A 20,704-nucleotide genomic window follows, 5' to 3' on the forward strand; every position below is an offset into this window, starting at 1 on the left:
AACGGGGCTCAATGGTGACCGCCTTCGAGATAGGCGGAACGCACTTCCGGATTGGCGAGCAGTTCCTGGCCGGAGCCGCTCATCGTCACCCGGCCGTTGACCATGACATAGGCGCGGTCGGAAAGCTTCAGGGCCGCAAAAGCGTTCTGCTCGACCAGGAAGACGGTGAGCCCCTGGCTCTTGTTCAGAACCTTGATGGCTTCGAAAATGCCCTTGACGATCAGCGGCGCGAGGCCGAGCGACGGCTCGTCGAGCAGAAGCAGCTTCGGGCGCGCCATCAGCGCACGGCCGATCGACAGCATCTGCTGCTCGCCGCCCGACAGCGTACCACCACGCTGCGACTGACGCTCCTTCAAGCGTGGAAACAGGGTGAAGATCTTCTCGACGTCCTCATTGAAATATTTGAGCTTGTCGAGGCTCGCACCCATCTGCAGGTTTTCATAGACCGTCATGCGCGGGAAGATGCGCCGCCCCTCGGGTGACTGCGCGATACGCAGCCGGGCGATCTCATGGGTCGGCATGTGGGTAATGTCGCGGCCGTCGAAGGTCACCGAACCAGTGCGGGCTTGCGGGCTGCCGCAAATCGTCATCATCAATGTCGACTTGCCGGCACCGTTGGCGCCGATCAGGCTGACGATTTCGCCGCTGTTGACTTCAACATTTACGCCGGCAAGGGCGCGGATATTGCCGTAATAGGTTTCGACGCCTTCAACTTTCAGAAGCGGTTGCCCCGTCATCGATGTTCGCCCTCTTGGAGGTGCTCGACTTCGGCAATCACCTCTTCCACTTCTTCATCTTCGACACCCAGATAGGCCGCGATCACTCTCGGATCGTTCTTGACCTCATCCGGCGTACCATCGGCAATCTTCTGTCCGTATTCCAGCACGACGACATGGTCGGAGATTTCCATCACCACGGACATGTCGTGTTCGATCAGAAGGATCGACGTATCGGCATCCTTGCGAATGCTGCGCAGGAATTCGTTGAGCACCAGCGACTCGCGCGGGTTGAGACCGGCGGCCGGCTCGTCCAGGCATAGGAGTTCGGGGCCAGTACACATGGCACGGGCAATTTCCAGACGACGTTGCGCGCCGTACGGAAGATCGCCGGCCGGATCGTCGGCGCGATCGACAAGATCGGCCTTCTCCAGCCAGAAGCGTGCCAGCTCGATGGCATTCTTGGCCTCGGCGCGATATTTGCCGATGCCGAGCAGACCAAGCACGGTAAAGCCGGACGCGCGCATGAGCTTGTTGTGTTGCGCGACCAGCAGGTTTTCAAGCACGGTCAGGCCCGAGAACAGGCGGATGTTCTGGAATGTGCGCGCCACCTTGGCTTCGCGCGTGATCCGGAAATCCGGCAGCCGCTCCAGGAGGAACTGCTTGCCACTCTTCTGATTGAGCGTAATCATCCCCATCGTCGGCTTGTAGAAACCGGTGATGCAGTTGAACACAGTGGTCTTGCCGGCGCCGTTCGGTCCGATCAGCGCGGTAATATCGCCGCGCTTGGCCTCGAATGAGAAGTCGTTGATCGCCATCAGGCCGCCGAACTTCATCGACAGGTGATCGACCTTCAGCAGGATGTCGTCGGGGATTGCGGTCACAGCGTTCATCAGCCGTGGCCCTCCTTTGTAAAGCTGCCGGAGACCGCTTTCCGCTCCTTGAGGAAGGCGGTCGGCTCGCGCGTGCCGACGAAGCCGCGCGGCTTGATGATCATCACGACCACCATGGCGAGCCCGAAAATCAGCATACGGTAGAGTTCCGGGGTGAAATCAGCACCGAAAATTATCTTGAGGAAGCCCATGTCGCGCAGCAATTCCGTGCCGCCCACCATGGCGATCGCGGCGATGGCGATGCCCTTCAGCGAACCCATGCCGCCAAGCACGACGATAGCCAGGATGACAGCCGATTCGAGGAACACGAAGGATTCCGGCGAGACGAAGCCCTGACGCGCGGCAAAGAACGAGCCGGCGAAGCCGCCAAACATCGCGCCGGTGGCGAATGCCGTCAGCTTCGTCGTCACCGTATTGATGCCGAGCGAGCGGCAGGCGATTTCGTCTTCGCGCAAGGCTTCCCAGGCGCGGCCGATCGGCATCCGCCGCAGCCGGATCGTCACATAGGCGGTCAGCATGCAGAGCGCCAGGATGACGTAGAACAGGAAGATCTTGTACCAGGCCGACGAGATCGGCAGGCCGAAAGTCTTGATGACGTTGTGCGGATCCTTGAGATCGAAGGTATAAAATCCGAACAGCGAGGCCTTGGTGATGTTGGAAATGCCGAAACTGCCGCGGGTAAGATCCGTCCAGTTGGTGATGACGATCCGGATGATTTCACCGAAAGCCAGCGTCACGATGGCCAGATAGTCGCCGCGCAGGCGCAGCACCGGGAAGCCGAGGATCATGCCCCACAACCCGGCGAAGATGCCAGACAACGGCAGCAGGATCCAGAAGGACAGGCCGAAATGCGTCGACAGAAGCGCGTAGGAATAAGCTCCGACCGCATAGAAGGCGACGTAACCGAGGTCGAGCAGGCCGGCGAGACCGACGACGATGTTCAGGCCCCAGGCAAGCATCACATAGATCAGGATCTGGATGCCGAAATTGTCGACATAGGTCAACGATCCCTGCGCACCGAAAAGCGCCAGCGCCAACAGCGGATAGACGAGCAGGAAGACCAGCGCTATCGCGTTAAAGTTCTTCGAGATGAAGCCGGGTTCGGCTTCGACGGGCGGAGCCTTCGCCTTGGCGGCTTTCATGGCCGCCAGATTGGGCTGTACGAACACCGTCATGACGAAACGGCCGACTGCAGCGATCGCGACGATGGATGCCAACAGGCCCCAGCGCTGAATGATGATCAACTGGTTGTCGATATTCTGCTCGGTCTTCAGGCCGATATAGAGCACGAACATGCCGAATGCGATGAGCGCTGTCCAAAGGGCGTCGGTAAGCCCTTTCTGGACAAGGCCGGGCGCGGTCTTGCCTGGAACGAAATTTGAACTTGCCATGGCGTTATACCTTTTCGACTTCCGGCCGTCCGAGAATACCCGTCGGCTTGAAGATCAACACGTAGGCCAAGATGCCGTAGGTCGCGACATCCTTGTACGCGATAGCGAAATTGCCCGACCAGAACGACTCGATGAAACCGATCATCAGTCCGCCGAGAACGGCACCCGGCAACGAGCCGATGCCTCCGAGAACGGCCGCGGTGAACGCCTTGACACCGGGAACGAAGCCATCGGTAAAGTTGGCGACACCATAATACATCAGGTACATCGTGCCAGCGACAGCGGCGAGCGCTGCGCCCATGATGAAGGTGACGGAAATGGTGCGGTCGACATTGATGCCAAGCAGTGCCGCCATCTTGCGATCCTGCTCCGTGGCGCGCTGGGCGCGGCCAAGCGCGGTCTTGTTGACCAGATACCAGAAAGCAGCGAGCAGAACGACCGTGCAGATGAAGATGATGATCTGCTTCAACGACAGCGATACGCCGCCGATGTTGTAGACATCGCCCACCAGCGTCGGGATCGGCTTGTTGCGCGGGCCCTGTGCGACCTGGATGAAGTTCGACAGCACGATCGACATGCCGATCGCGGTGATCAGCGGCGCCAGGCGGAACGAACCGCGCAGCGGCCGATAAGCGACACGCTCGATCACCCAATTCCACAGGCTCGTCATCAACATGGCGACGATGAGCATCACCAGAAGCATGATTGCCACCGGCAGTCCTGCAAACAGCGATACGAGAACCAGGTAAGTGATAAGAGCGGCGAATCCGCCGAGCATGAACACGTCGCCATGAGCAAAGTTGATCATGCCGATGATGCCGTAAACCATGGTATAGCCAATGGCGATCAGGCCGTAAATTGACCCGAGAGTCAGCCCGTTAAGGAGCTGCTGGATAAAATAATCCATATGTCATTTCCCCTGGATGCGGAGTTCATCGACCGCATCTCTTATTGGTTAGGGTTTCCTTCAAGAGGGCCCGTAGGGGCGATTCCATACTGTTTTCGAAGGAAATGTGAAGCCAAAAAGGCAGGAAATTGACAAAATCTTTTCAAAAGGCGGCGCAATGACGCAATTCGAGCCAGAAAAGATAGAAAAACAGCATTCTCTGGCTCAAAAATAGCCAAGACAATCCGCCTGTGTATTTCGGTCAAAAAAATCTCTTCAGAAACGGGCTCCTGAGAAGCCCGCTCTCTTCCCTTCAGACCTGACGGTCAGGAGCGCATGCGCGCACCTTCGGCATCGAACAACGGCTGCGACTGCAATGTCGCAGGCAGTATTTCGCCGAGCAGTTCGATCGACCATCCCTGCGTCTCGTCGGCAATCTCTTTCGGCACGTAACCAACGGCGACCGAGACGCCGGAGGCGTGCGCATAGCCGCCCGAGGTCACCCAGCCGCAGACGGCGCCGTTGTGATAGATCGGCTCATCACCGATAACATCGGCATCTTTCGCTGCGAGAATAAACGTGCGCAGCCGCAAGGCCCCTCCCTCCGCCTTCTCCCTGGCCGCCACCGATTTGCCGATGAAATCGGCCTCCTTGGATAGCGCCACGAATCGGCCAAGCCCCGCCTCCAGCGGCCCATAAAGCGGGCGGTATTCGCGTGCCCAACTGCCATAGGATTTGTCGAGGCGTAGCGCGTTCAATGCCCTAAGACCGAAGAGCTTGATACCGAATTCGGCACCCGCCTCCATCAACAGATCGAAGAGGTAGCGCTGATATTCCGGCTTCATCCAGATCTCATAACCGAGATCGCCGGTGTAGGAGACGCGGCCGACGATGGCGGGCGCCATGCCGAGATCCATGCGGCGGATGGACATGAAAGGAAAAGCGGCTGCGGAGAGATCCTGATGCGTCAGCTTTTCCAAGAGCTTGCGCGCATTCGGCCCCGCGATCGAAAGTCCAAGCAGCGACAGACCGAGCGCCTTCAGCTCTACCGATCCGTCCTTGGGCAATTGGCTCTCGAACCAGCGCATATGATAGGCCTCGGCTATGCCGGAGCCTATGACGAGGAAATCCCCCTCGCCCAGTTTGGCGAGCGTGAAGTCGCCTATCAGCTTGCCGTCATGCTTCAGCATCGGCGCCAGCGTCATACGGCCGACGGCCGGAATACGGCAGGCCAGCAGCCGATCAAGAAAGGCTTCCGCGCCCGGTCCCTTGACCGAATATTTGGCAAAGCCGGAGGTCTCCATCAGGCCGACGCTGTCGCGCACCGCCTTCGCCTCCGCGCCGACCACGTCGAAATCATTGGAACGCCGCCAGGAGAACTCATCCGCTTCACCCGCCGGCGCGAACCACAGTGCCTGTTCCAGTCCATAAGATGCGCCGAAGACGCCACCAGCAGATTTGAGCTTGTCGTAGATCGGCGTCGTCAGCAGCGGCCGTGCCGCCGGCAGTTCCTCGTTGGGATAGCGGATGGAGAAACGCCGCGCATAGTTCTCGCGCACCTTGGCGTTGGTATATGCCAGCGTCGCATAGTCACCGTAACGGGAGACATCCATGGCGAAGACGTCGAAGCCGGGATCGCCATGGATCATCCAGTTGGCAAGCGCCAGCCCCACGCCGCCGCCCTGGCTGAAGCCGGCCATGACCGCGCAGGCAGACCAGTAGTTCGTCAGCCCCCGCACCGGCCCGACCAGCGGATTGCCATCCGGCGAGAAGGTAAAGGGGCCGTTGATAATCTTCTTGATGCCGGCATTGTTGAAGGCGGGGAAATGGCGGAAACCGACTTCGAGTTCTGGCGTGATGCGCTCGATATCCTCGGCCAGCAGCTCATGGCCAAAATCCCAGGGCGTCGTCACCGGCGACCAGGGGCGACAAGCCTTTTCGTATGTGCCCATCAGCATGCCCTGCCGCTCTTGGCGCAGATAGATCTCGCCGTCGAAATCGACGCAGTGCATCAGCTCCTTACCGGTCGTCCTGTTGAAGTCGGCAACCTCCGGCATGTCCTCGGTGATCAGATACATGTGCTCCATAGCAAGCACCGGCAGTTCCAGCCCGACCATGCGGCCTACCTCGCGCGCCCAGAGGCCGGCGGCATTGACGACATGCTCAGCGACGATCTCGCCCTGATTGGTCATCACCCGCCAGGAACCGTCCTCGCGCTGCACCAGCTCCTCGACCTTGGTGTGCAGGTAAATCTCTGCACCGTTCTTCTTTGCCGAGCGCGCATAGGCATGCGTGGTGCCATAGGGATCGAGATGACCTTCGACGGGATCATAGAGCGCGCCGACGAACTGGTCGGGATCAAGAAGCGGCATCATCGCATGCGCTTCCTTCGGCGTCAGCAATGTCGCCTCCAGGCCGTTGTAACGCCCTTTGGCGAGGATCGATTTCAGCCAGTCGAAACGCTGCGGCGTCGCCGCCAGCATCAGGCCGGACGTCATGTGCAGGCCGATATCCTGGCCGGAATAGTCCTGGATTTCCTTGTAGAGCTCGACCGTATATTTCTGCAGCTTGGCGACGTTGGGATCGCCATTGATCGTGTGCATGCCGCCGGCCGCGTGCCAGGTCGAACCCGATGTCAGCTCGGAGCGCTCCAGCAGCACGACATCCGTCCAGCCGAATTTCGTCAGATGATAAAGCACCGAACATCCGACGACCCCACCGCCGATGACGACGACCTTGGCATGGCTTTTCATCCCGAAATCCCCTGTGTTCGGCGCGAAGTCGGCGAGAGTTTCCCCGCCCAACCGACCGTATTTGCAGGGCAGCCTAGAGACTATCCGTGAGGCCAAATAGCCCGAACTGCGAAACCGATATGTCTGTTTGCGCCATCACAATTGTTCGGATCGCGCCATTTATTTCCTGGCGCATAAGCCCTTAGCCGCTCAATCAGCAAACCCTGCCGTCAGGGCGAACTCGCGCCCCATCTCCATCAGCTCCTCGAAGACGCTTCCGGCATAGGAGCGAGGGACGATGATCTCGAAAAGGTAGGGGCCGGTGTGGGCCAGATTGGCGCTGACGTGGCAGCACAGCATGTTGGCCGACCGCCCCTCGGCGAAGACCTGCGGGTGCAAGTCCACAGCCACGCATTTCGCCAGAATACGCCGGACACTCGGACCCGAAAGGCGCAGCAGCACACGGCCGTCGCTTTGTTCGAAGAAGGAAACGCGGCCGGCATCCAATAGCGCAAGATCACGCGCCAGGCTCTCGGCTCCCAACACGTCCGACACCACCAGCCACTCGCCCGGCCCCGCCTGGCGCACCGAAATATCCGCCATGGCGTTCAGCGCCGCCAACGTCCAGGCTTCCTGGCCCGCATGGGCGAGCACGGAAAATATAACGGGACGGCGGACGACGGCGAGATGGTTCGGATTGGGTTCCGCCTCGAAGCCGGAGATGTGGTCTTCCAGCACATGCCGGTTCTGATATGCGACGCTCATCGATCCCTCATCCCAAAAGCTTCTTGTTGGCAGGATCGACGAAGACCGGATTGCACACCTCGGCAATCACCTCCTCGCCGCGCAACCCATCCCAGACGATCACATGTTCACCGATCCGCTCGCGGCCGGATTTCAGGAAGGCCAATGCGATGAAATGGCCAAGAACCGGTGAGAAGCAGGCGGAAGAAACATGGCCCTGATCATTCGCCGTCGACGGCTTTGCGCCTTCTTTCAGGAGGTGCGCACCCGCCCGGATTTCCTTGGTGGCATCGACTGGCTTCAGCCCGACGAGCTGGACACGATCGGCGGCGGTCAGGCCAAAGCGGGTCGAAAGCCGCTTGCCGATGAAATCCGGCTTCTGCGTCGCCATCATCCGGCCGAGGCCTACATCATCGGGCGTGGTGCGGCCATCCAGCTCATTGTGGGTGATATGCCCCTTCTCGACGCGGAGCACATTCAGCGCCTCAACCCCGTAAGCGCAAATACTGTGCGCCTTACCCGCTTCCATAATGGCATCCGCCACAGCCTCGCCATAGCCAGCGGGAACGGCGAGCTCATAGGCCAGTTCACCGGAGAAAGAGATGCGGAACAGTCTCGCCTTCAAACCGCCCTTCAGCATCACTTCTGCGGCGGCAAGGAACGGGAAGAACGCGTCGGAAATATCGTCCTCGACAATCTGTTCCAGAACCAGCCGCGCCTTCGGCCCAGCAATCGCCATCTGTGCCCATTGATCCGACGAGGAGACGAAACGCACGTCGAGCTGCGGCCAAAGGGTCTGGGCGCAGAATTCCATATGCGCCATCACCTCTCCAGCCATCGCGGTCGTGGTGGTGAGGAAGAAATGGTTTGGCGACAGCCGGCTCGTCGTCCCGTCGTCGAACACCATGCCGTCCTCGCGCAGCATCAGCCCATAGCGCGCCTTGCCGATCGGCAGTTTCAAAAAGGTATTGGAATAGAGCCGGTTGAGAAACTCCGCCGCATCCTTGCCGAACACTTCGATCTTGCCGAGCGTCGAGACATCGCAGAGGCCGACATTGTTGCGGACATTCAGCACCTCGCGGTCGACGCTGTCGCGCCAGTCTTTCTCACCCGGGCGCGCAAACCAGGCGGAGCGATACCAAAGGCCCGCTTCGACGAAGGTCGCACCATTTTTCTTCGCCCAGCCATGCAGAGGTGATTCCCGCACCGGCTGCGCATGCTTATCGCGCGCCGTACCCGCCAGGGCACCGAAGGAGACGGGCGTATAGAAAGGCCGGAACGTCGTCGTGCCGACAGCCGCCGGGCTGACGCCGCGCATGCCGGCGATGAGGCCGGCGGCGTTGACATTGCCGAGTTTACCCTGGTCGGTCGCCATTCCGCTCGTCGTATAACGCTTGGCGTGCTCCACATGACCAAAGCCTTCGCGCAGGGCCAAGCCCAAGTCTTTCGCATGCACATCGTTCTGGAAGTCGACGAAAGCCTTGTCCTTGGCGCCCGGCACATGCCAGATGGCCGCAAAGGACGGATCGTAATCGCCTTCGACCTCCGGCATCTCAGCCTCCTGCGCCCTGCGCCCGAGACTTTGGACGATCAACCGTGCCTTTGCAGCGCCATCGGCGAGACAGCCGGAAACACTGTCGATACCCGCAGCCGATCCGGCAATCTCCATCTCGCCGCCGACCGTCGGCGCCATGAAGGCCTGTTGCTCGTCCGACCACACCGGCTTTGCGCCACGCTGACAGGCAAGATGAATGATCGGCGACCAGCCGCCGGACATGGCAAGCGCATCGCAGGCGATAAATTCGTCCAAGCCGCCACGATCGGCAATCACGCCGCTGATGCGATGCCGGCCCTTCGTGGCCTGTACGGTGCCGCCATGAATGATGCGAACACCCTGCGGCGCAACATCTGAAGAGGCGCTGCGCGTATCAATAATGGCCGATATTTCGACGCCTTCCGCCGCCAGATCCAGTGCCGTGCGATAGCCGGACCCGCCATTGGTGAACACCGCCACCTTCTGGCCCGCCACAACGCCATAGCGATTGAGATAGCTGCGCATCGCACCAGCCATCATCACGCCCGGTCTGTCATTGCCGCCAAACACCAGGGGCCGCTCTTCCGCGCCGGTCGCCAGGATGGCGCGTTTGGCGGCGATGCGCCAGAGACGCTCGACCGGCAGATCGGGCGACGGCATCGCCACATGCTTCTGCACTTTTTCGACCGCACCGAAGACATTGTCGTCGTACCAGCCGAAGACCGTCGTGCGTGGCATCAAAGTGACGTTCTCGAAGCTCTGGAGTTCGTCGAGCGCCGCATGAACGAAAACATCCGCGGCGACGCCGCCGATCGACAATCTCTCCGACAGCAGCGATCCGCCCAGACGAAATCCTTCGTCTGCAAGAATGATGCGGAGCCCCGTGCGCGCAGCCGTCAGCGCCGCCATCAGCCCGGCCGGGCCGGAACCGATCACCAGCAGATCACAATACGCCCAGGCCTTCTCATAGCGATCGGGATCGGCCCGCATCGCCGTCTTGCCGAGACCGGCGGCACGGCGGATCAGCGGCTCATAAACCTTTTCCCAGAAAGCCGAGGGCCACATGAAGGTCTTGTAGTAGAAGCCGGCGCCGAGGAAGGGCGAGAGGAGACCATTGAACGAGGCAATGTCATACTTCAGTGACGGCCAGCGGTTCTGGCTGACGGCGGTCATGCCTTGATAGAGTTCGGCGACTGTGGCGCGTGTATTCGGCTCCCCGCGCCCATCCTTACCGATCGTCACCAGCGCGTTCGGCTCGGCCGAGCCCGCCGTCAGAATTCCGCGCGGACGATGATATTTGAAGCTGCGGCCAACGAGCAATTGGTCGTTGGCAAGAAGGGCTGCGGCGAGCGTATCGCCCTCCATCCCCTTCATTTCCCTACCGTCGAACTTGAACGAAAGCGGCCGGCTGCGGTTGACGAGGCCGCCGGAAGAAAGGCGATAGGCCGTCATTGCGCCGCCTCCTTCGCCTTGTCCGCGGCATCGGTGACGGAGAAGACCTCATGGGTGACATTGCTGCGGTCGACGATCAGCCAGCGGCGGCAACCGGCCGCATGGTGCCAATATTCGAGAATGCGCCCGCGCTCGTTGTCTCGGATATAGACATAACGATGCCAGTCTTCATCCGGTGCGGATGGCGCCGGACGATCGGCGGAAGCAGAACCGCGAATGGTGAACTCTTCTTTCGGGCGCGTGCCGCAATGCGGGCAGGTGATCAGGCTTGCCATTTGTTTCGTGCCCTCAATGCAGATTCGGCTGCGGACCCTTGCCGCTTTCATCGATCACAAAACCGCGTTCGAAACGATCGAGGCGCAGGAGGCGGCTGACCTCATGGCTTTCACCCTTTGCGATCAGGTGCGCGAAGCAGAAGCCGGAGGCGGGCGTCGCTTTGAAGCCGCCATAATTCCAGCCGCAGTTCAAATAGAGATTGTCGATCGGCGTGCGGTCGATGATCGGCGAGCCGTCCATGCTCATATCCATCACCCCGCCCCAGCTACGCAGCACGCGGACGCGCGACAGGCCGGGGATCAGCGACACCCCCTCCTCCATCGTATGTTCGACGGTGGCGAGATTGCCGCGCTGAGCATAGGAGCTGTAATAGTCGATATCGGCGCCGAAGACCAAACCGCCCTTATCCGACTGCGATATATAGAAGTGGCCGGCGCCGTAGGTGATGACGTGATCGAGTACCGGCTTCAGCCCTTCCGTGACGAACGCCTGCAGCACATGGGTTTCGATCGGCAGTTCCAGATCCGCCATGCGCCCAAGAATAGAAGTATGGCCAGCCGCCGCCAGCGCCAGCTTGTTGCAGCCGATGAAGCCGCGCGTGGTCTCGACACCGGTCACCACGCCACCTTCGCGGCGAATGCCAATCACCTCGCATTGCTGGATGAGATCGACGCCGCGGCTGTCGGCGCCGCGCGCATAGCCCCAGGCGACGGCATCGTGCCGCGCTGTGCCGCCCCGCGCCTGCAGCAACCCGCCCAGGATCGGAAAGCGCGCGTGATCGAAATTGAGATAGGGCATCATCTTGCGGACCTGATCGCGGTTCAGCAGTTCCGCATCGACCCCGTGCATCCGCATGGCATTGCCGCGCCGGGCATAGGCGTCGCGTTGCCCATCGGAGTGGAAAAGATTGATGATACCGCGCTGGGAGATCATGGCATTGTAATTGAAATCCCGCTCCAACCCTTCCCAAAGCTGCATCGAAAATTCATAGAACGGCTCGTTGCCGGGCAAGAGATAGTTGGAGCGGATGATCGTGGTATTGCGGCCCACATTGCCGGAGCCGAGATAGCTCTTTTCCAAGACCGCGACGTTGGTAATGCCGAACTCCTTGGCGAGATAATAGGCCGTTGCCAGTCCATGCCCGCCACCACCGACGATGATGACGTCATAATGCGATTTCGGCTCCGGAGTTCGCCAGACAGGCTGCCAATGACGGTTTCCTGAAAGCGCCTGCTTCAGAAGCTGATATGCCGAATAACGCATGTATCAATCCCGGTCTCTACGCGGCTACACATTTGCATATGCAGCAGAAACGACAAGTCCGGAAAGGACGGAAAACCTTCGCAAACAGAACATGTTCTTTCCCGAATGCGCAGCAAGGCGAGGCACTGTATCTTAAAGAACACGCGGCACCCAGAGATGTTGTCGACAACGGCGCATGGATGCGAACCCCCGTTGCAGAAGCCCGATCCAAGCGTTAGGCGGTTGAAACGTGATCGGCACGAGGTCTAAATTTTGAAGTGAAGACCTCTTAAATATTATATCTTTAAGCTCGAAACACGGACGAGCTGCGGAAAGACGACAAGGCGAATGCTCGCGACCTTTGAAAAAGCGGCCCTTGAGGCAGGTAAGGCCATATTGGAGGTCTACCGTGCCGGTTATGCCGTCGCCTTGAAGCAGGATATGAGTCCCGTCACCATTGCCGATGAACGCGCCGAGCACATTATTCTCGAACATCTGACGCGCGACTTTCCGGCCATTCCCGCGGTTGCCGAGGAATCGGTGTCTGCCGGTAAGATTCCCGACGTTCGCGGCCGCCCTTTCTTCCTGGTGGATCCGCTCGACGGTACGCGCGAATTCATCGAACATCGCGACGAGTTCACCGTCAATATCGCCTATATCCAGAATGGCGTCCCGGTCGCCGGGATCGTCTTTGCGCCGGCGCTCGGCATTGCCTTCACCGGCGAGGCCGGCAAGGCACGTAAGCTCGCCGTCACCGACCATTTCACCATTGCCGACCGTTCCGCAATCGCGGTACGCGCCCGGCCCGAGCATTTGCTGGCGCTCGCCAGCCGCTGCAACAGCAGCCCGAAGACGGATAGTTTCCTGGCGGAAAATGCCGTCACCGCCTGCACGTCGATCGGCTCTTCCCTGAAATTCTGCCTGCTGGCCGAAGGCAAGGCCGACGTCTATCCGCGCTTCACGCGCACGATGGAATGGGACACGGCCGCCGGTGACGCAGTTTTGCGCGCTGCAGGCGGCTCGACCGTCACGCTCGATGGCCGCCCGCTTGCTTACGGCAAGATCGATCAGAGCGAAGATAGCGATTTTGCCAACCCCAATTTCATCTGCTGGGGCGGCGGGAAAAGCCTGGTCGACGCCTAAACACCACTCCAGAAGCGTAAGTTTTCACTGACGAAAACTCATAGAACAACCGGCTTTTCCGTTGCGATAACAGCGAATTGCCGGATTTTCTGCGTCGCCATCACCACGCAAATCAGCTCGCGCCGGCTTTCCTTAAAATTATTATCAAAGTGTTACCAAGCGCTTAGGCAATTTTTAAATGTGGCAAGTTAGAGTGGCTCCCGTGGTCTTGAGTATGTGTAGAGAGTCCAATGACCGAAATGATACGTCCCCGAGTGAAGTATGTCATCGGCCCCGATGGCAGCCCGCTTACGATCGCCGACCTGCCGCCGCCGAACACGCGCCGCTGGGTTATCCGTCGTAAGGCCGAGGTTGTCGCCGCGGTGCGCGGTGGTCTGCTGAGCTTGGAAGAAGCTTGCGAGCGTTATACGCTCACTGTCGAAGAATTCCTCTCCTGGCAGTCGTCCATCAATACCCATGGTCTTGCCGGCCTGCGGACGACCCGCATACAGCAGTATCGTCACTGACGGCTGCAACACCGACGCGACATCAGTTTGATCTTTATTTCGGGCCTTTTTCCTTCCTCAACAGGATATGAAGAAGGCCCGAAATCATGGTGGAACCCGCATAGAACCATAGGCCCGGCTGCGTAAACGCAGTGGCGAACCCACTGGTCTTGGCGGCGGCAATGACGATCGCCACCAGCAGCACGTCCGCCATCGACCAGCGCGCCAACTGCGGCACGATATGGTCGAAAAAGAACCCGCCCTCACTTTTTCTCCGCGTTCCCATCGCTTCAACGGCAAGGCTCACGGTCTTCAAGATCGGCAGCGCCACGGAGACCAGCGCGACAATGGCGGCAAGAAGATAGTTTTCCGTCTGCCAGAGGGAAGCGATGATGCCGAGCAAGGATGGCGTATCGCTGAAGAAATAAAGCTTTTCGAGACGGACCAGCGGCAACACAAGGCCGAAAGCTAGCAGAAACGGGACAGTGACCAGAAGCACAGCTTGCAGATTGCGCATTGGTGCCTGAAACCTCTCAAGTGGTTGCATCGCCCTTATCACAGCCCGCATAGCGCAGAAGCCCGAAAATCAAAATCGTTTTTCGAACGGCGGCAACCCTCAGCGACCGCTGCTTGCCAGCGGCGACAGGTTTGTTAGCATCGACCTAAGACAGGACGTTAACCGACGTCGAACCGAAACATTGCAGGTCAGAGGACAATCATGGACATCCGCAACGAAGACAACGCATCGGGCGGACGCTATGTCGCGACAGTCGAGGGCCACGAAGCCGAGATGACCTTCTCGCGCGCCTCCCCCAAGCTGATCATCATCGACCATACCGGTGTTCCCGATGCGCTTCGCGGCAAGGGCGTCGGTCAGGCGCTCGCCCTTCACGCCGTCGAAGAGGCCCGCAATGGCGGCTGGAAGATCATTCCACTCTGCCCTTTTTTCAAGGCGCAGGCCCAGCGCCACGAAGAATGGCGCGATGTGGTGAATATGTAGCCGCGCACTGGAGATCGAGAATCTCCTTTTGAAAACACCAAAAGCCGTGCATGGCCGGCCATCCACCATGGCCAGTCATGCACGGCTTTCGAGCCGCCTTCCGTCGCTTCTCGCATAATCCCAAAAATCGTTCCGATTTCGGAACGGAACTATGTGAGGATCAAGACATGGCGACAGAATGGTTAATTCAGGCGCGTGCCCTCATCGGGCCCGAGCCATCGCGCTCTTCGAGCGCTGCGGCCTTGGCATATTCGGCCTGCATTTCTTCCAGCGATGTTTCCAGCGCCTCTTCCTGCACCTGCAATTCCCGGATCGACACTTGCAGATTGTCCGCGCGCTGACGTGCGGCCTTGGCAAAGGTCGGATAGGCAAAGTGGTTCGGATCGGAAATGCCGGACTTTTTCTCTTCCAGCACGATCTGGCTCTCCAGATCCTTTGTCATACGGTCGAATTCCGCCATCATCATCTGCAGTTGCTGCAGTTGACGGCGTTTTTCGTTCACCTGAAACTCCTTCAGGCGCGTTAGGCTCTCACGTGACTTCATACGCATTACTCCCGTGATGCGAGACCCCGGCTCTCGATATGTTGACCCACCGCACCGCTTTGAAACGGCTTGGTTAAAAAAATTTCCAGCGATCTTAATAAAAACCTACCGCTGGTAACCTTTCGTTTACGGGCATCGTTAATGATAGGGACGATCATTTAAGGGTCAGTAAATGCCGCGATCGGAATTCGAGATGTTGGCATTGGTGAGTCGAATGAATCACTTAGCGTGTCTTCTTAATGCAACACCTTAGGAAAGATATTTGCTGATTATTATTGGAAAACAGTGGAATGGAAAAATTATTTAATAAATTCGATACGTCTTGCCAGAGTGAATCAGAATTTGTTAACCATTCCGTGGCAGCTTCCAAATCAGGCAGTGATTTGATCGGTATCGCGTAAGGGGGCTGACGACCTTTCGGCGGCGGTAAAGGGGATAATTATGCGGGTTCTACTCATTGAAGACGATAGCGCGACAGCGCAGAGCATCGAGCTGATGCTCAAATCCGAAAGTTTCAACGTCTACACCACCGATCTCGGTGAAGAAGGCGTCGATCTCGGAAAGCTCTACGACTACGATATCATTCTACTTGATCTTAACCTTCCCGACATGTCCGGCTACGAAGTGCTTCGTACGCTGCGTCTGTCGAAGGTCAAGACACCGATCCTGATCCTCTCCGGCATGGCCGGTATTGAAGACAAGGTTCGCGGTCTCGGCTTCGGTGCCGACGACTACATGACCAAGCCTTTCCACAAGGACGAGCTGGTCGCCCGCATTCACGCCATCGTTCGCCGCTCCAAGGGCCATGCCCAGTCGGTGATCATGACCGGCGAACTGATCGTCAATCTCGACGCCAAGACCGTCGAAGTCGGTGGCCAGCGCGTGCATCTGACCGGCAAGGAATACCAGATGCTGGAGCTGCTTTCGCTCCGCAAGGGCACCACCCTCACCAAGGAAATGTTCCTCAACCACCTCTATGGCGGCATGGACGAGCCGGAACTGAAGATCATCGACGTCTTCATCTGCAAGCTGCGCAAGAAGCTCGCTAACGCCGCCGGCGGCGCCAACTATATCGAAACCGTATGGGGCCGTGGTTATGTGCTGCGCGAGCCCGACAGCAGCGAGTTCGCCGAAAGCGCCTAAGCCGCCCTCCCCGATCACCGCCGAACCATCAAAAATCCCGCCCTTCCGGCGGGATTTTTTGTTGCCTATCTCATAGATGCAAAAAATAAGGCCGCTCAAAAAGCGGCCGTCGTCCATTCCGTCAATATCTGGCGTCAGATATTAGGCCGCGATGGCCCGATTGCCGAAAACCGCCGTCAGGATCTTGCGGTCGAAAGGCTTCAGCAGAAAATCGGTGGCACCAGCGCGTTTGCCCGCCATCAGCTTGCGCAAATCCGCCTCGACGACACAGTAGTAGATCTTGACGTCTTTGCCATCCGGCATGGCGCGGATGCTGGCAATGAGATCGAGGGCGCCTTCCATGCCGGCGTCGACGATCAGATAGTCAGGGATTTCAGCCTGGCACCGCGACAGCGCTTCACGGGCATCGGCGGCTTCGCTGACAAGAAAATCGAGCTCGGAGAGAATCCGCTTGCCGACCTTACGCACGACATCCGACGCGTCCGTAATCATGAATCGCTGCATCATCAACTCCTTTACGCACGGCCGCCCACCTATCTGGCGCCATCCTCAAATTGGGACGATAGGCGCACGAGGCTAAGGAATCGTTACCGTTGTATTCATAATTGCGCGAACAACCGAAAGAATGTGCGAGGGCGGCGATACACCTAAAGATAATCCCGCCACCGGACATTCGGCGGCGGGATCATCAGATAAATCATGCGTAATGGCGCTTATTCGCTGCGCATGGACGCGGTGAACGTCAGCTCTTCCGGTGTAGCGTTATAGGAGAGTTCCATGCCACTCTCGTCTGCCAAAAGCACCGTGTAATAGGGCTGGATGGAATGGGCATCAACCGCCTCTTCCAACGCACCCGAGCAGATTTCCGCGAATTTCGGCGGCACGCGCATCATCCGCCCCTTGGCGATGATCGTGAACTTGGCCTCGAATTCGGGATTTTCCAGCGTGACCTCGATATTGCCACCGCGCGGAATCGAGCCGTAAGCGACCAAAAAGAGATTGAGCAGCAGCTTCACGCGGTTCTTGGCAACGATGGCGCGCGGACCAACCCAACTGACCTCGGTCTTCTTTTCGGCGGCGGCAAAATCCTTGGCGGCGCGTTCTGCTTCGCCCGTGTCGATCGAGGCGCCGACCGAGCCGGACGCACCGAAGGCAAGGCGTGCGAATTTGAGGCGGACAGAGGCATTGAGCGCGCTTGTGCGGATCAGCTCCATCGCATCGGCATCGGCACCGCCCTCGTCGAGCAGCTCCAGGCCATTGTTGATCGCACCGACCGGGGAGATCACGTCATGGCAAACGCGGCTGCATAGCAGCGCGGCCAGATCAGGTCCGGTCAAGGTGAGGTTCGGATTCTTCGACATTCATTGTCTCCTGAATGCTGACTAGGCGGAACGCAGTATGATTCTACGTTGCCACGGCAAGATTGCCCGAGGGTTGCCGCAGGCGGCGTACCGCACGCCATAAAGACACCATATTTGGTAAACCGATTGTTAAGATGATCGCCGCAAAATGCATTCATCACCACCAGATCCTTGCGCACGCGATTCGCGGTGCGGAACATGGGCGGAACGGTCTGGACTGAGGAGCGAGGTACACTCGGCGCGTTCGTGCGAATGCGCAGGGCATCCGCTCCCGATTGCACCGACCATGATGAACGGATGAATGTCATGCGCTATCAACTCCTGAAGAGAATGCCCCGCCCCGGCACGAGAACGGTCGGCCTTGGCCTGATCTTAGCCATCGTTGCGTTCGTAAGCTTCGCGCTGCCGGTGCGTCCGGCCGCCGCCGCGGCCAACAACCAATATTCGATGCAGGAAATCGTCGATGCCGGTCATTCCTTCTTCGGCTCGACCAGCGGCGGCCTCGCAAAGGTGGTCGAACGGGCCTTTCAGCAATACGGCCTGCCGAACGGCTACATCCTCGGCCAGGAAGGCTCCGGCGCCTTCATCGCTGGGTTGACCTATGGCGAAGGCCAGCTCAACACCAAGAACGCCGGCGAGCACCCGCTCTATTGGCAGGGCCCGTCGCTCGGCCTCGACTACGGCGGCCAGGGCACCCGCGTCATGATGCTCGTCTATGACCTGCCGAACATCGACAGCGTCTACACCCGCTTTGGCGGCGTCAGCGGCCAGGCCTTCGTCGTCGCCGGCGTCGGAATGACCGTGCTGAAGAACAACGACATCGTGCTGGTGCCGATCCGCACCGGCCTCGGCGCTCGTCTCGGCGTCAACCTGGGCTACCTCAAGGTTACGCCGAACCCGACCTGGAATCCCTTCTGATCCCCCGGCGATATCACGTCGATTCATCCCCTGGCCCGCACAGATTGCGGGCCTTTTCTTGTCGCGAACGCCCGGGGTGCCGGTAAACCATATCCGATTTAAATGCTTGCCCGCATGGCCGCCCCATGCTTAATCATTTGCTTAATCACTGTATTGAGATTGAAAACAACTCCTAGATACTGGCTGCGCCGTGATTGAATTCGCTCTACTGTTTGGATTGGGCTTTCTGACCGCCGCCTTTCTGGTCTTCCTGATCGCGCCCGCAGTGCATCGCCGCATCGTTTGGTTCACGGAAAAACGGCTGAAAGCGACCATGCCGCTGAGCCCGCAAGAAGTACGCGCGCAAAAGGACATGGCGCGCGCCCTTTTCGCCGCCGAAAACGCCAAGACCGAGCAGGCGCTGACGCAGGAGCGCGACAAGAGCGTCGCCCTGCAGATCCGCAACGGCAAGCTCCAGCAGGAGGCCGGTCGCTTCGCCGCCGAAAACACCGAATTGCGGACTAGGATCGACGATCTCGAGGTCGAAGCCGGTGAACTGCGCTCGCGCCTGCGCCGTGAGGAAAGCTATATCAGCCAGCTCAAATCCGGCATTCATACCGCCGAACAGGTCGGAGCAGTGAAGGATGCCGACATCGATGGCCTGCGCAAGCGGATGACCAAGATGGGCGCCGACGCCGACAATCTGAAGATTGATCTTGCCACCCGCGAGACCGAAATCGAGAGCCTGAAGCTTCGTCTCAAAACGATGCGGGACGAGCGCGACACGCTGCGCCACGACCTGAACCTTGCAAGCCTCCGCGCCAAGGATGCAGAATTGCGACTGGGCCAGGGAAGCGACAAGGCCCAACGGCTCGAGGAGCGGCTGGACCGCGAGATTGCGGACAATGCCGATAAGGAAACCGCGATCGAACGCCACGTTCATGACGTGGCACGCCTAAAGGAAAAACTGGAAACGGCCAGTGCCGAGGCGGAGGAAGCCGGCCGCGCACTGCGGGCCGCCGGTCTTGTTCCGCCAGGGAAACAGACCAACGGCTCCAAGCCCCCGGTCGGACCGAGGATCGTGGACATTGATGATCATGACGCCAACGCAGCAGAACCGGAACACAACGTGGAAGACGACATCGCTCAAATGACGGAGGAAGTGCGCAACCGCGCTGCAGCCATTTCCGACCGCCTGCTAAAATCACGCTCGCCTTCGCATGATCAGGCCATGCGGGAAGAGATCGCCAACATCGCCGCCAACATGGTGGCGCTGACCGCCCTCAAGGAAGGCGACAAATCTCCGATCCTCGATCTCCTGCCAAAGGAGACGACCGCCGCCGAGCAAGGCGCACGCATCAGCCTTGCCGACCGTGCCGCCGCCCTGCTGCCCAAGCAGCCATGAGCGCTCGATACAAGGACGGAAATTTCAGACGCGTTTGATCAACGACGCCATCGTGAAAAGCGCGATGCCGCTTGCCGTTGCCACGTTTAGGCTGTCGAGGCCCGGCGCCTGCGGTATCCGCAAGCTGCCAAAGGCCGACAGGATCTTCTGCGGCAACCCCGCCCCTTCGGTGCCGACCACCAGCGCCATCCTATCGGCTGGCGGAACGGCACGGATATCGGTGTCGCCGCGCGGAGAAAGGCTCCAGATGGCAAAACCGCGCTCCGCGAGCGCAGTCAGCAGATCGACATCGCTCAATTGACGGCTATAGGGCACGGTCAGCACCGAACCGACAGAGACGCGCAGTGCCTTACGGTACAACGGATCGCAGCAGGTCTCGTCGAGCAGCACCCCATCGGCCCCGAAGGCGCTGGCATTGCGGAACATCGAACCGACATTGTCGTGATTGGAAATGCCGCAGCCCGCAAGAACAAGCGCCCGCTCCGGCAAACGATCGAGAAAGGCGTCGATATCCGCTTCCGCCTTGCGCCGGCCGAGCGCCAGCACGCCGCGGTGCAGATGAAAACCGACAATGCCGTCCAACACCGAGGCATCGGCAACATAGACCGGCACGTCAGGCGGAAAGGCAGCGATGATTTCTTCCAGCCCCGCGGCGCGGTTGCGCAGCAGCAGCACTTTTTCGGCGACGAATTCTCCGCCGGCCGCGTGCGCTTCGACCAGAAGCCGCAGCACTACCGTGCCCTCGGCAATGAAGCGGTTGTCGCGGCCCACGAGATCACGCTCGCGGATATCGCGAAATTCGGCGATGCGCGGATCGTCGGGATGCGTGATCTCGATCAGCCGGTCGCCTGTCATCCCAA

Annotated in this window: 20 protein-coding genes; 6 read left to right on the plus strand and 14 right to left on the minus strand. The window is 59.4% G+C overall.

All coding sequences use genetic code 11. The annotated features are described in order from the left end of the window. Window positions 1-8: 8 nt before the first annotated feature. The 9 genes from GGD50_RS06365 to GGD50_RS06405 all read right to left on the minus strand — a co-directional run bounded on the left by GGD50_RS06365 (window position 9) and on the right by GGD50_RS06405 (window position 11,887). The gene (locus tag GGD50_RS06365; RefSeq protein ID WP_107108962.1) at window positions 9-737 is read right to left on the minus strand and encodes an ABC transporter ATP-binding protein; all 729 of its coding nucleotides are present in this window, start codon (window positions 735-737) and stop codon (window positions 9-11) included. Next, entirely contained in the window at window positions 734-1,609 is an 876-nt protein-coding gene (locus GGD50_RS06370; protein ID WP_107108963.1) for an ABC transporter ATP-binding protein, read from the minus strand. Before GGD50_RS06370 ends, GGD50_RS06365 begins: the two co-directional genes overlap by 4 nt. Continuing rightward, window positions 1,609-3,000, minus strand: a complete 1,392-nt coding sequence (livM, locus tag GGD50_RS06375; protein WP_107108964.1) for a high-affinity branched-chain amino acid ABC transporter permease LivM — start codon at window positions 2,998-3,000, stop codon at window positions 1,609-1,611. The genes GGD50_RS06370 and livM overlap by 1 nt, the downstream gene beginning before the upstream one ends. Window positions 3,001-3,004: 4 nt before the next feature. Next, window positions 3,005-3,907, minus strand: a complete 903-nt coding sequence (locus tag GGD50_RS06380) for a branched-chain amino acid ABC transporter permease (RefSeq protein ID WP_107108965.1) — start codon at window positions 3,905-3,907, stop codon at window positions 3,005-3,007. 305 nt (window positions 3,908-4,212) lie between these two features. Then, on the minus strand, window positions 4,213-6,639 hold the full coding sequence (locus tag GGD50_RS06385) for a GcvT family protein (RefSeq protein WP_107108966.1): 2,427 nt from the start codon (window positions 6,637-6,639) through the stop codon (window positions 4,213-4,215). Between the two features lie 189 nt (window positions 6,640-6,828). Further along, window positions 6,829-7,383 carry a sarcosine oxidase subunit gamma gene (locus GGD50_RS06390; protein WP_107108967.1) on the minus strand — a complete coding sequence of 185 codons (555 nt, stop codon included), beginning with the start codon at window positions 7,381-7,383 and terminating at the stop codon, window positions 6,829-6,831. A gap of 7 nt (window positions 7,384-7,390) precedes the next feature. Beyond that, window positions 7,391-10,348 carry a sarcosine oxidase subunit alpha family protein gene (locus tag GGD50_RS06395; protein ID WP_107108968.1) on the minus strand — a complete coding sequence of 986 codons (2,958 nt, stop codon included), beginning with the start codon at window positions 10,346-10,348 and terminating at the stop codon, window positions 7,391-7,393. Then, window positions 10,345-10,623: a sarcosine oxidase subunit delta gene (locus GGD50_RS06400; protein WP_107108969.1), complete on the minus strand. Its 279-nt coding sequence runs from the start codon at window positions 10,621-10,623 to the stop codon at window positions 10,345-10,347. Before GGD50_RS06400 ends, GGD50_RS06395 begins: the two co-directional genes overlap by 4 nt. Window positions 10,624-10,636: 13 nt before the next feature. After that, window positions 10,637-11,887: a sarcosine oxidase subunit beta family protein gene (locus GGD50_RS06405; protein ID WP_107108970.1), complete on the minus strand. Its 1,251-nt coding sequence runs from the start codon at window positions 11,885-11,887 to the stop codon at window positions 10,637-10,639. A 327-nt stretch (window positions 11,888-12,214) separates the two neighbouring features. Here GGD50_RS06405 and cysQ point away from each other — a divergent pair, with 327 nt between their 5' ends. Beyond that, window positions 12,215-13,009 carry a 3'(2'),5'-bisphosphate nucleotidase CysQ gene (gene cysQ, locus GGD50_RS06410; RefSeq protein WP_107108971.1) on the plus strand — a complete coding sequence of 265 codons (795 nt, stop codon included), beginning with the start codon at window positions 12,215-12,217 and terminating at the stop codon, window positions 13,007-13,009. A gap of 230 nt (window positions 13,010-13,239) precedes the next feature. Then, window positions 13,240-13,515: a CtrA inhibitor SciP gene (gene sciP / locus GGD50_RS06415; RefSeq protein ID WP_004107124.1), complete on the plus strand. Its 276-nt coding sequence runs from the start codon at window positions 13,240-13,242 to the stop codon at window positions 13,513-13,515. Between the two features lie 34 nt (window positions 13,516-13,549). On the opposite strand, the gene GGD50_RS06420 is transcribed toward sciP, so the two are convergent. Then, the gene (locus tag GGD50_RS06420; protein WP_107108972.1) at window positions 13,550-14,041 is read right to left on the minus strand and encodes a paraquat-inducible protein A; all 492 of its coding nucleotides are present in this window, start codon (window positions 14,039-14,041) and stop codon (window positions 13,550-13,552) included. 171 nt (window positions 14,042-14,212) lie between these two features. Here GGD50_RS06420 and GGD50_RS06425 point away from each other — a divergent pair, with 171 nt between their 5' ends. Then, on the plus strand, window positions 14,213-14,494 hold the full coding sequence (locus tag GGD50_RS06425; RefSeq protein WP_107108973.1) for a GNAT family N-acetyltransferase: 282 nt from the start codon (window positions 14,213-14,215) through the stop codon (window positions 14,492-14,494). Window positions 14,495-14,681: 187 nt separating this feature from the next. Here the strand turns inward: GGD50_RS06425 and GGD50_RS06430 are convergent, their stop codons facing one another. Next, complete coding sequence (locus GGD50_RS06430) at window positions 14,682-15,038, minus strand: flagellar export protein FliJ (protein WP_028751924.1); 357 nt, start codon at window positions 15,036-15,038, stop codon at window positions 14,682-14,684. Between the two features lie 441 nt (window positions 15,039-15,479). Between GGD50_RS06430 and ctrA the strand changes: the two genes are divergently transcribed. Beyond that, window positions 15,480-16,181: a response regulator transcription factor CtrA gene (ctrA, locus tag GGD50_RS06435; RefSeq protein WP_028751925.1), complete on the plus strand. Its 702-nt coding sequence runs from the start codon at window positions 15,480-15,482 to the stop codon at window positions 16,179-16,181. Window positions 16,182-16,322: 141 nt separating this feature from the next. Here the strand turns inward: ctrA and GGD50_RS06440 are convergent, their stop codons facing one another. Both GGD50_RS06440 and chpT read right to left on the minus strand, forming a co-directional pair. Next, complete coding sequence (locus GGD50_RS06440) at window positions 16,323-16,685, minus strand: response regulator (protein WP_107108974.1); 363 nt, start codon at window positions 16,683-16,685, stop codon at window positions 16,323-16,325. Between the two features lie 209 nt (window positions 16,686-16,894). Continuing rightward, a complete protein-coding gene (gene chpT / locus GGD50_RS06445; protein WP_107108975.1) occupies window positions 16,895-17,542 on the minus strand; it encodes a histidine phosphotransferase ChpT in 648 nt (215 codons plus the stop codon). A 306-nt stretch (window positions 17,543-17,848) separates the two neighbouring features. On the opposite strand from chpT, the gene GGD50_RS06450 reads away from it, so the two are divergent. Both GGD50_RS06450 and GGD50_RS06455 read left to right on the plus strand, forming a co-directional pair. Next, on the plus strand, window positions 17,849-18,460 hold the full coding sequence (locus GGD50_RS06450) for a DUF1134 domain-containing protein (protein WP_245407496.1): 612 nt from the start codon (window positions 17,849-17,851) through the stop codon (window positions 18,458-18,460). 190 nt (window positions 18,461-18,650) lie between these two features. Beyond that, window positions 18,651-19,844, plus strand: coding sequence for a hypothetical protein (locus GGD50_RS06455; RefSeq protein ID WP_107108977.1), 1,194 nt, complete (start codon window positions 18,651-18,653; stop codon window positions 19,842-19,844). Window positions 19,845-19,868: 24 nt separating this feature from the next. Here GGD50_RS06455 and GGD50_RS06460 read toward each other — a convergent pair whose 3' ends face one another. Further along, entirely contained in the window at window positions 19,869-20,699 is an 831-nt protein-coding gene (locus GGD50_RS06460; protein ID WP_107108978.1) for a TrmH family RNA methyltransferase, read from the minus strand. Window positions 20,700-20,704: the final 5 nt, after the last annotated feature.

It is taken from the genome of Martinezella paranaensis, assembly GCF_014200235.1.
GTDB lineage: Bacteria > Pseudomonadota > Alphaproteobacteria > Rhizobiales > Rhizobiaceae > Rhizobium > Rhizobium paranaense.

What these genes read in the sequence shown, in the direction of transcription:
- GGD50_RS06365 (WP_107108962.1), bottom strand. Translation starts at nt 737, where the DNA reads ATGACGGGGCAACCGCTTCTGAAAGTTGAAGGCGTCGAAACCTATTAC.
- GGD50_RS06370 (WP_107108963.1), bottom strand. Translation starts at nt 1,609, where the DNA reads ATGAACGCTGTGACCGCAATCCCCGACGACATCCTGCTGAAGGTCGAT.
- livM (WP_107108964.1), bottom strand. Translation starts at nt 3,000, where the DNA reads ATGGCAAGTTCAAATTTCGTTCCAGGCAAGACCGCGCCCGGCCTTGTC.
- GGD50_RS06380 (WP_107108965.1), bottom strand. Translation starts at nt 3,907, where the DNA reads ATGGATTATTTTATCCAGCAGCTCCTTAACGGGCTGACTCTCGGGTCA.
- GGD50_RS06385 (WP_107108966.1), bottom strand. Translation starts at nt 6,639, where the DNA reads ATGAAAAGCCATGCCAAGGTCGTCGTCATCGGCGGTGGGGTCGTCGGA.
- GGD50_RS06390 (WP_107108967.1), bottom strand. Translation starts at nt 7,383, where the DNA reads ATGAGCGTCGCATATCAGAACCGGCATGTGCTGGAAGACCACATCTCC.
- GGD50_RS06395 (WP_107108968.1), bottom strand. Translation starts at nt 10,348, where the DNA reads ATGACGGCCTATCGCCTTTCTTCCGGCGGCCTCGTCAACCGCAGCCGG.
- GGD50_RS06400 (WP_107108969.1), bottom strand. Translation starts at nt 10,623, where the DNA reads ATGGCAAGCCTGATCACCTGCCCGCATTGCGGCACGCGCCCGAAAGAA.
- GGD50_RS06405 (WP_107108970.1), bottom strand. Translation starts at nt 11,887, where the DNA reads ATGCGTTATTCGGCATATCAGCTTCTGAAGCAGGCGCTTTCAGGAAAC.
- cysQ (WP_107108971.1), top strand. Translation starts at nt 12,215, where the DNA reads ATGCTCGCGACCTTTGAAAAAGCGGCCCTTGAGGCAGGTAAGGCCATA.
- sciP (WP_004107124.1), top strand. Translation starts at nt 13,240, where the DNA reads ATGACCGAAATGATACGTCCCCGAGTGAAGTATGTCATCGGCCCCGAT.
- GGD50_RS06420 (WP_107108972.1), bottom strand. Translation starts at nt 14,041, where the DNA reads ATGCAACCACTTGAGAGGTTTCAGGCACCAATGCGCAATCTGCAAGCT.
- GGD50_RS06425 (WP_107108973.1), top strand. Translation starts at nt 14,213, where the DNA reads ATGGACATCCGCAACGAAGACAACGCATCGGGCGGACGCTATGTCGCG.
- GGD50_RS06430 (WP_028751924.1), bottom strand. Translation starts at nt 15,038, where the DNA reads ATGAAGTCACGTGAGAGCCTAACGCGCCTGAAGGAGTTTCAGGTGAAC.
- ctrA (WP_028751925.1), top strand. Translation starts at nt 15,480, where the DNA reads ATGCGGGTTCTACTCATTGAAGACGATAGCGCGACAGCGCAGAGCATC.
- GGD50_RS06440 (WP_107108974.1), bottom strand. Translation starts at nt 16,685, where the DNA reads ATGCAGCGATTCATGATTACGGACGCGTCGGATGTCGTGCGTAAGGTC.
- chpT (WP_107108975.1), bottom strand. Translation starts at nt 17,542, where the DNA reads ATGTCGAAGAATCCGAACCTCACCTTGACCGGACCTGATCTGGCCGCG.
- GGD50_RS06450 (WP_245407496.1), top strand. Translation starts at nt 17,849, where the DNA reads ATGCGCTATCAACTCCTGAAGAGAATGCCCCGCCCCGGCACGAGAACG.
- GGD50_RS06460 (WP_107108978.1), bottom strand. Translation starts at nt 20,699, where the DNA reads ATGACAGGCGACCGGCTGATCGAGATCACGCATCCCGACGATCCGCGC.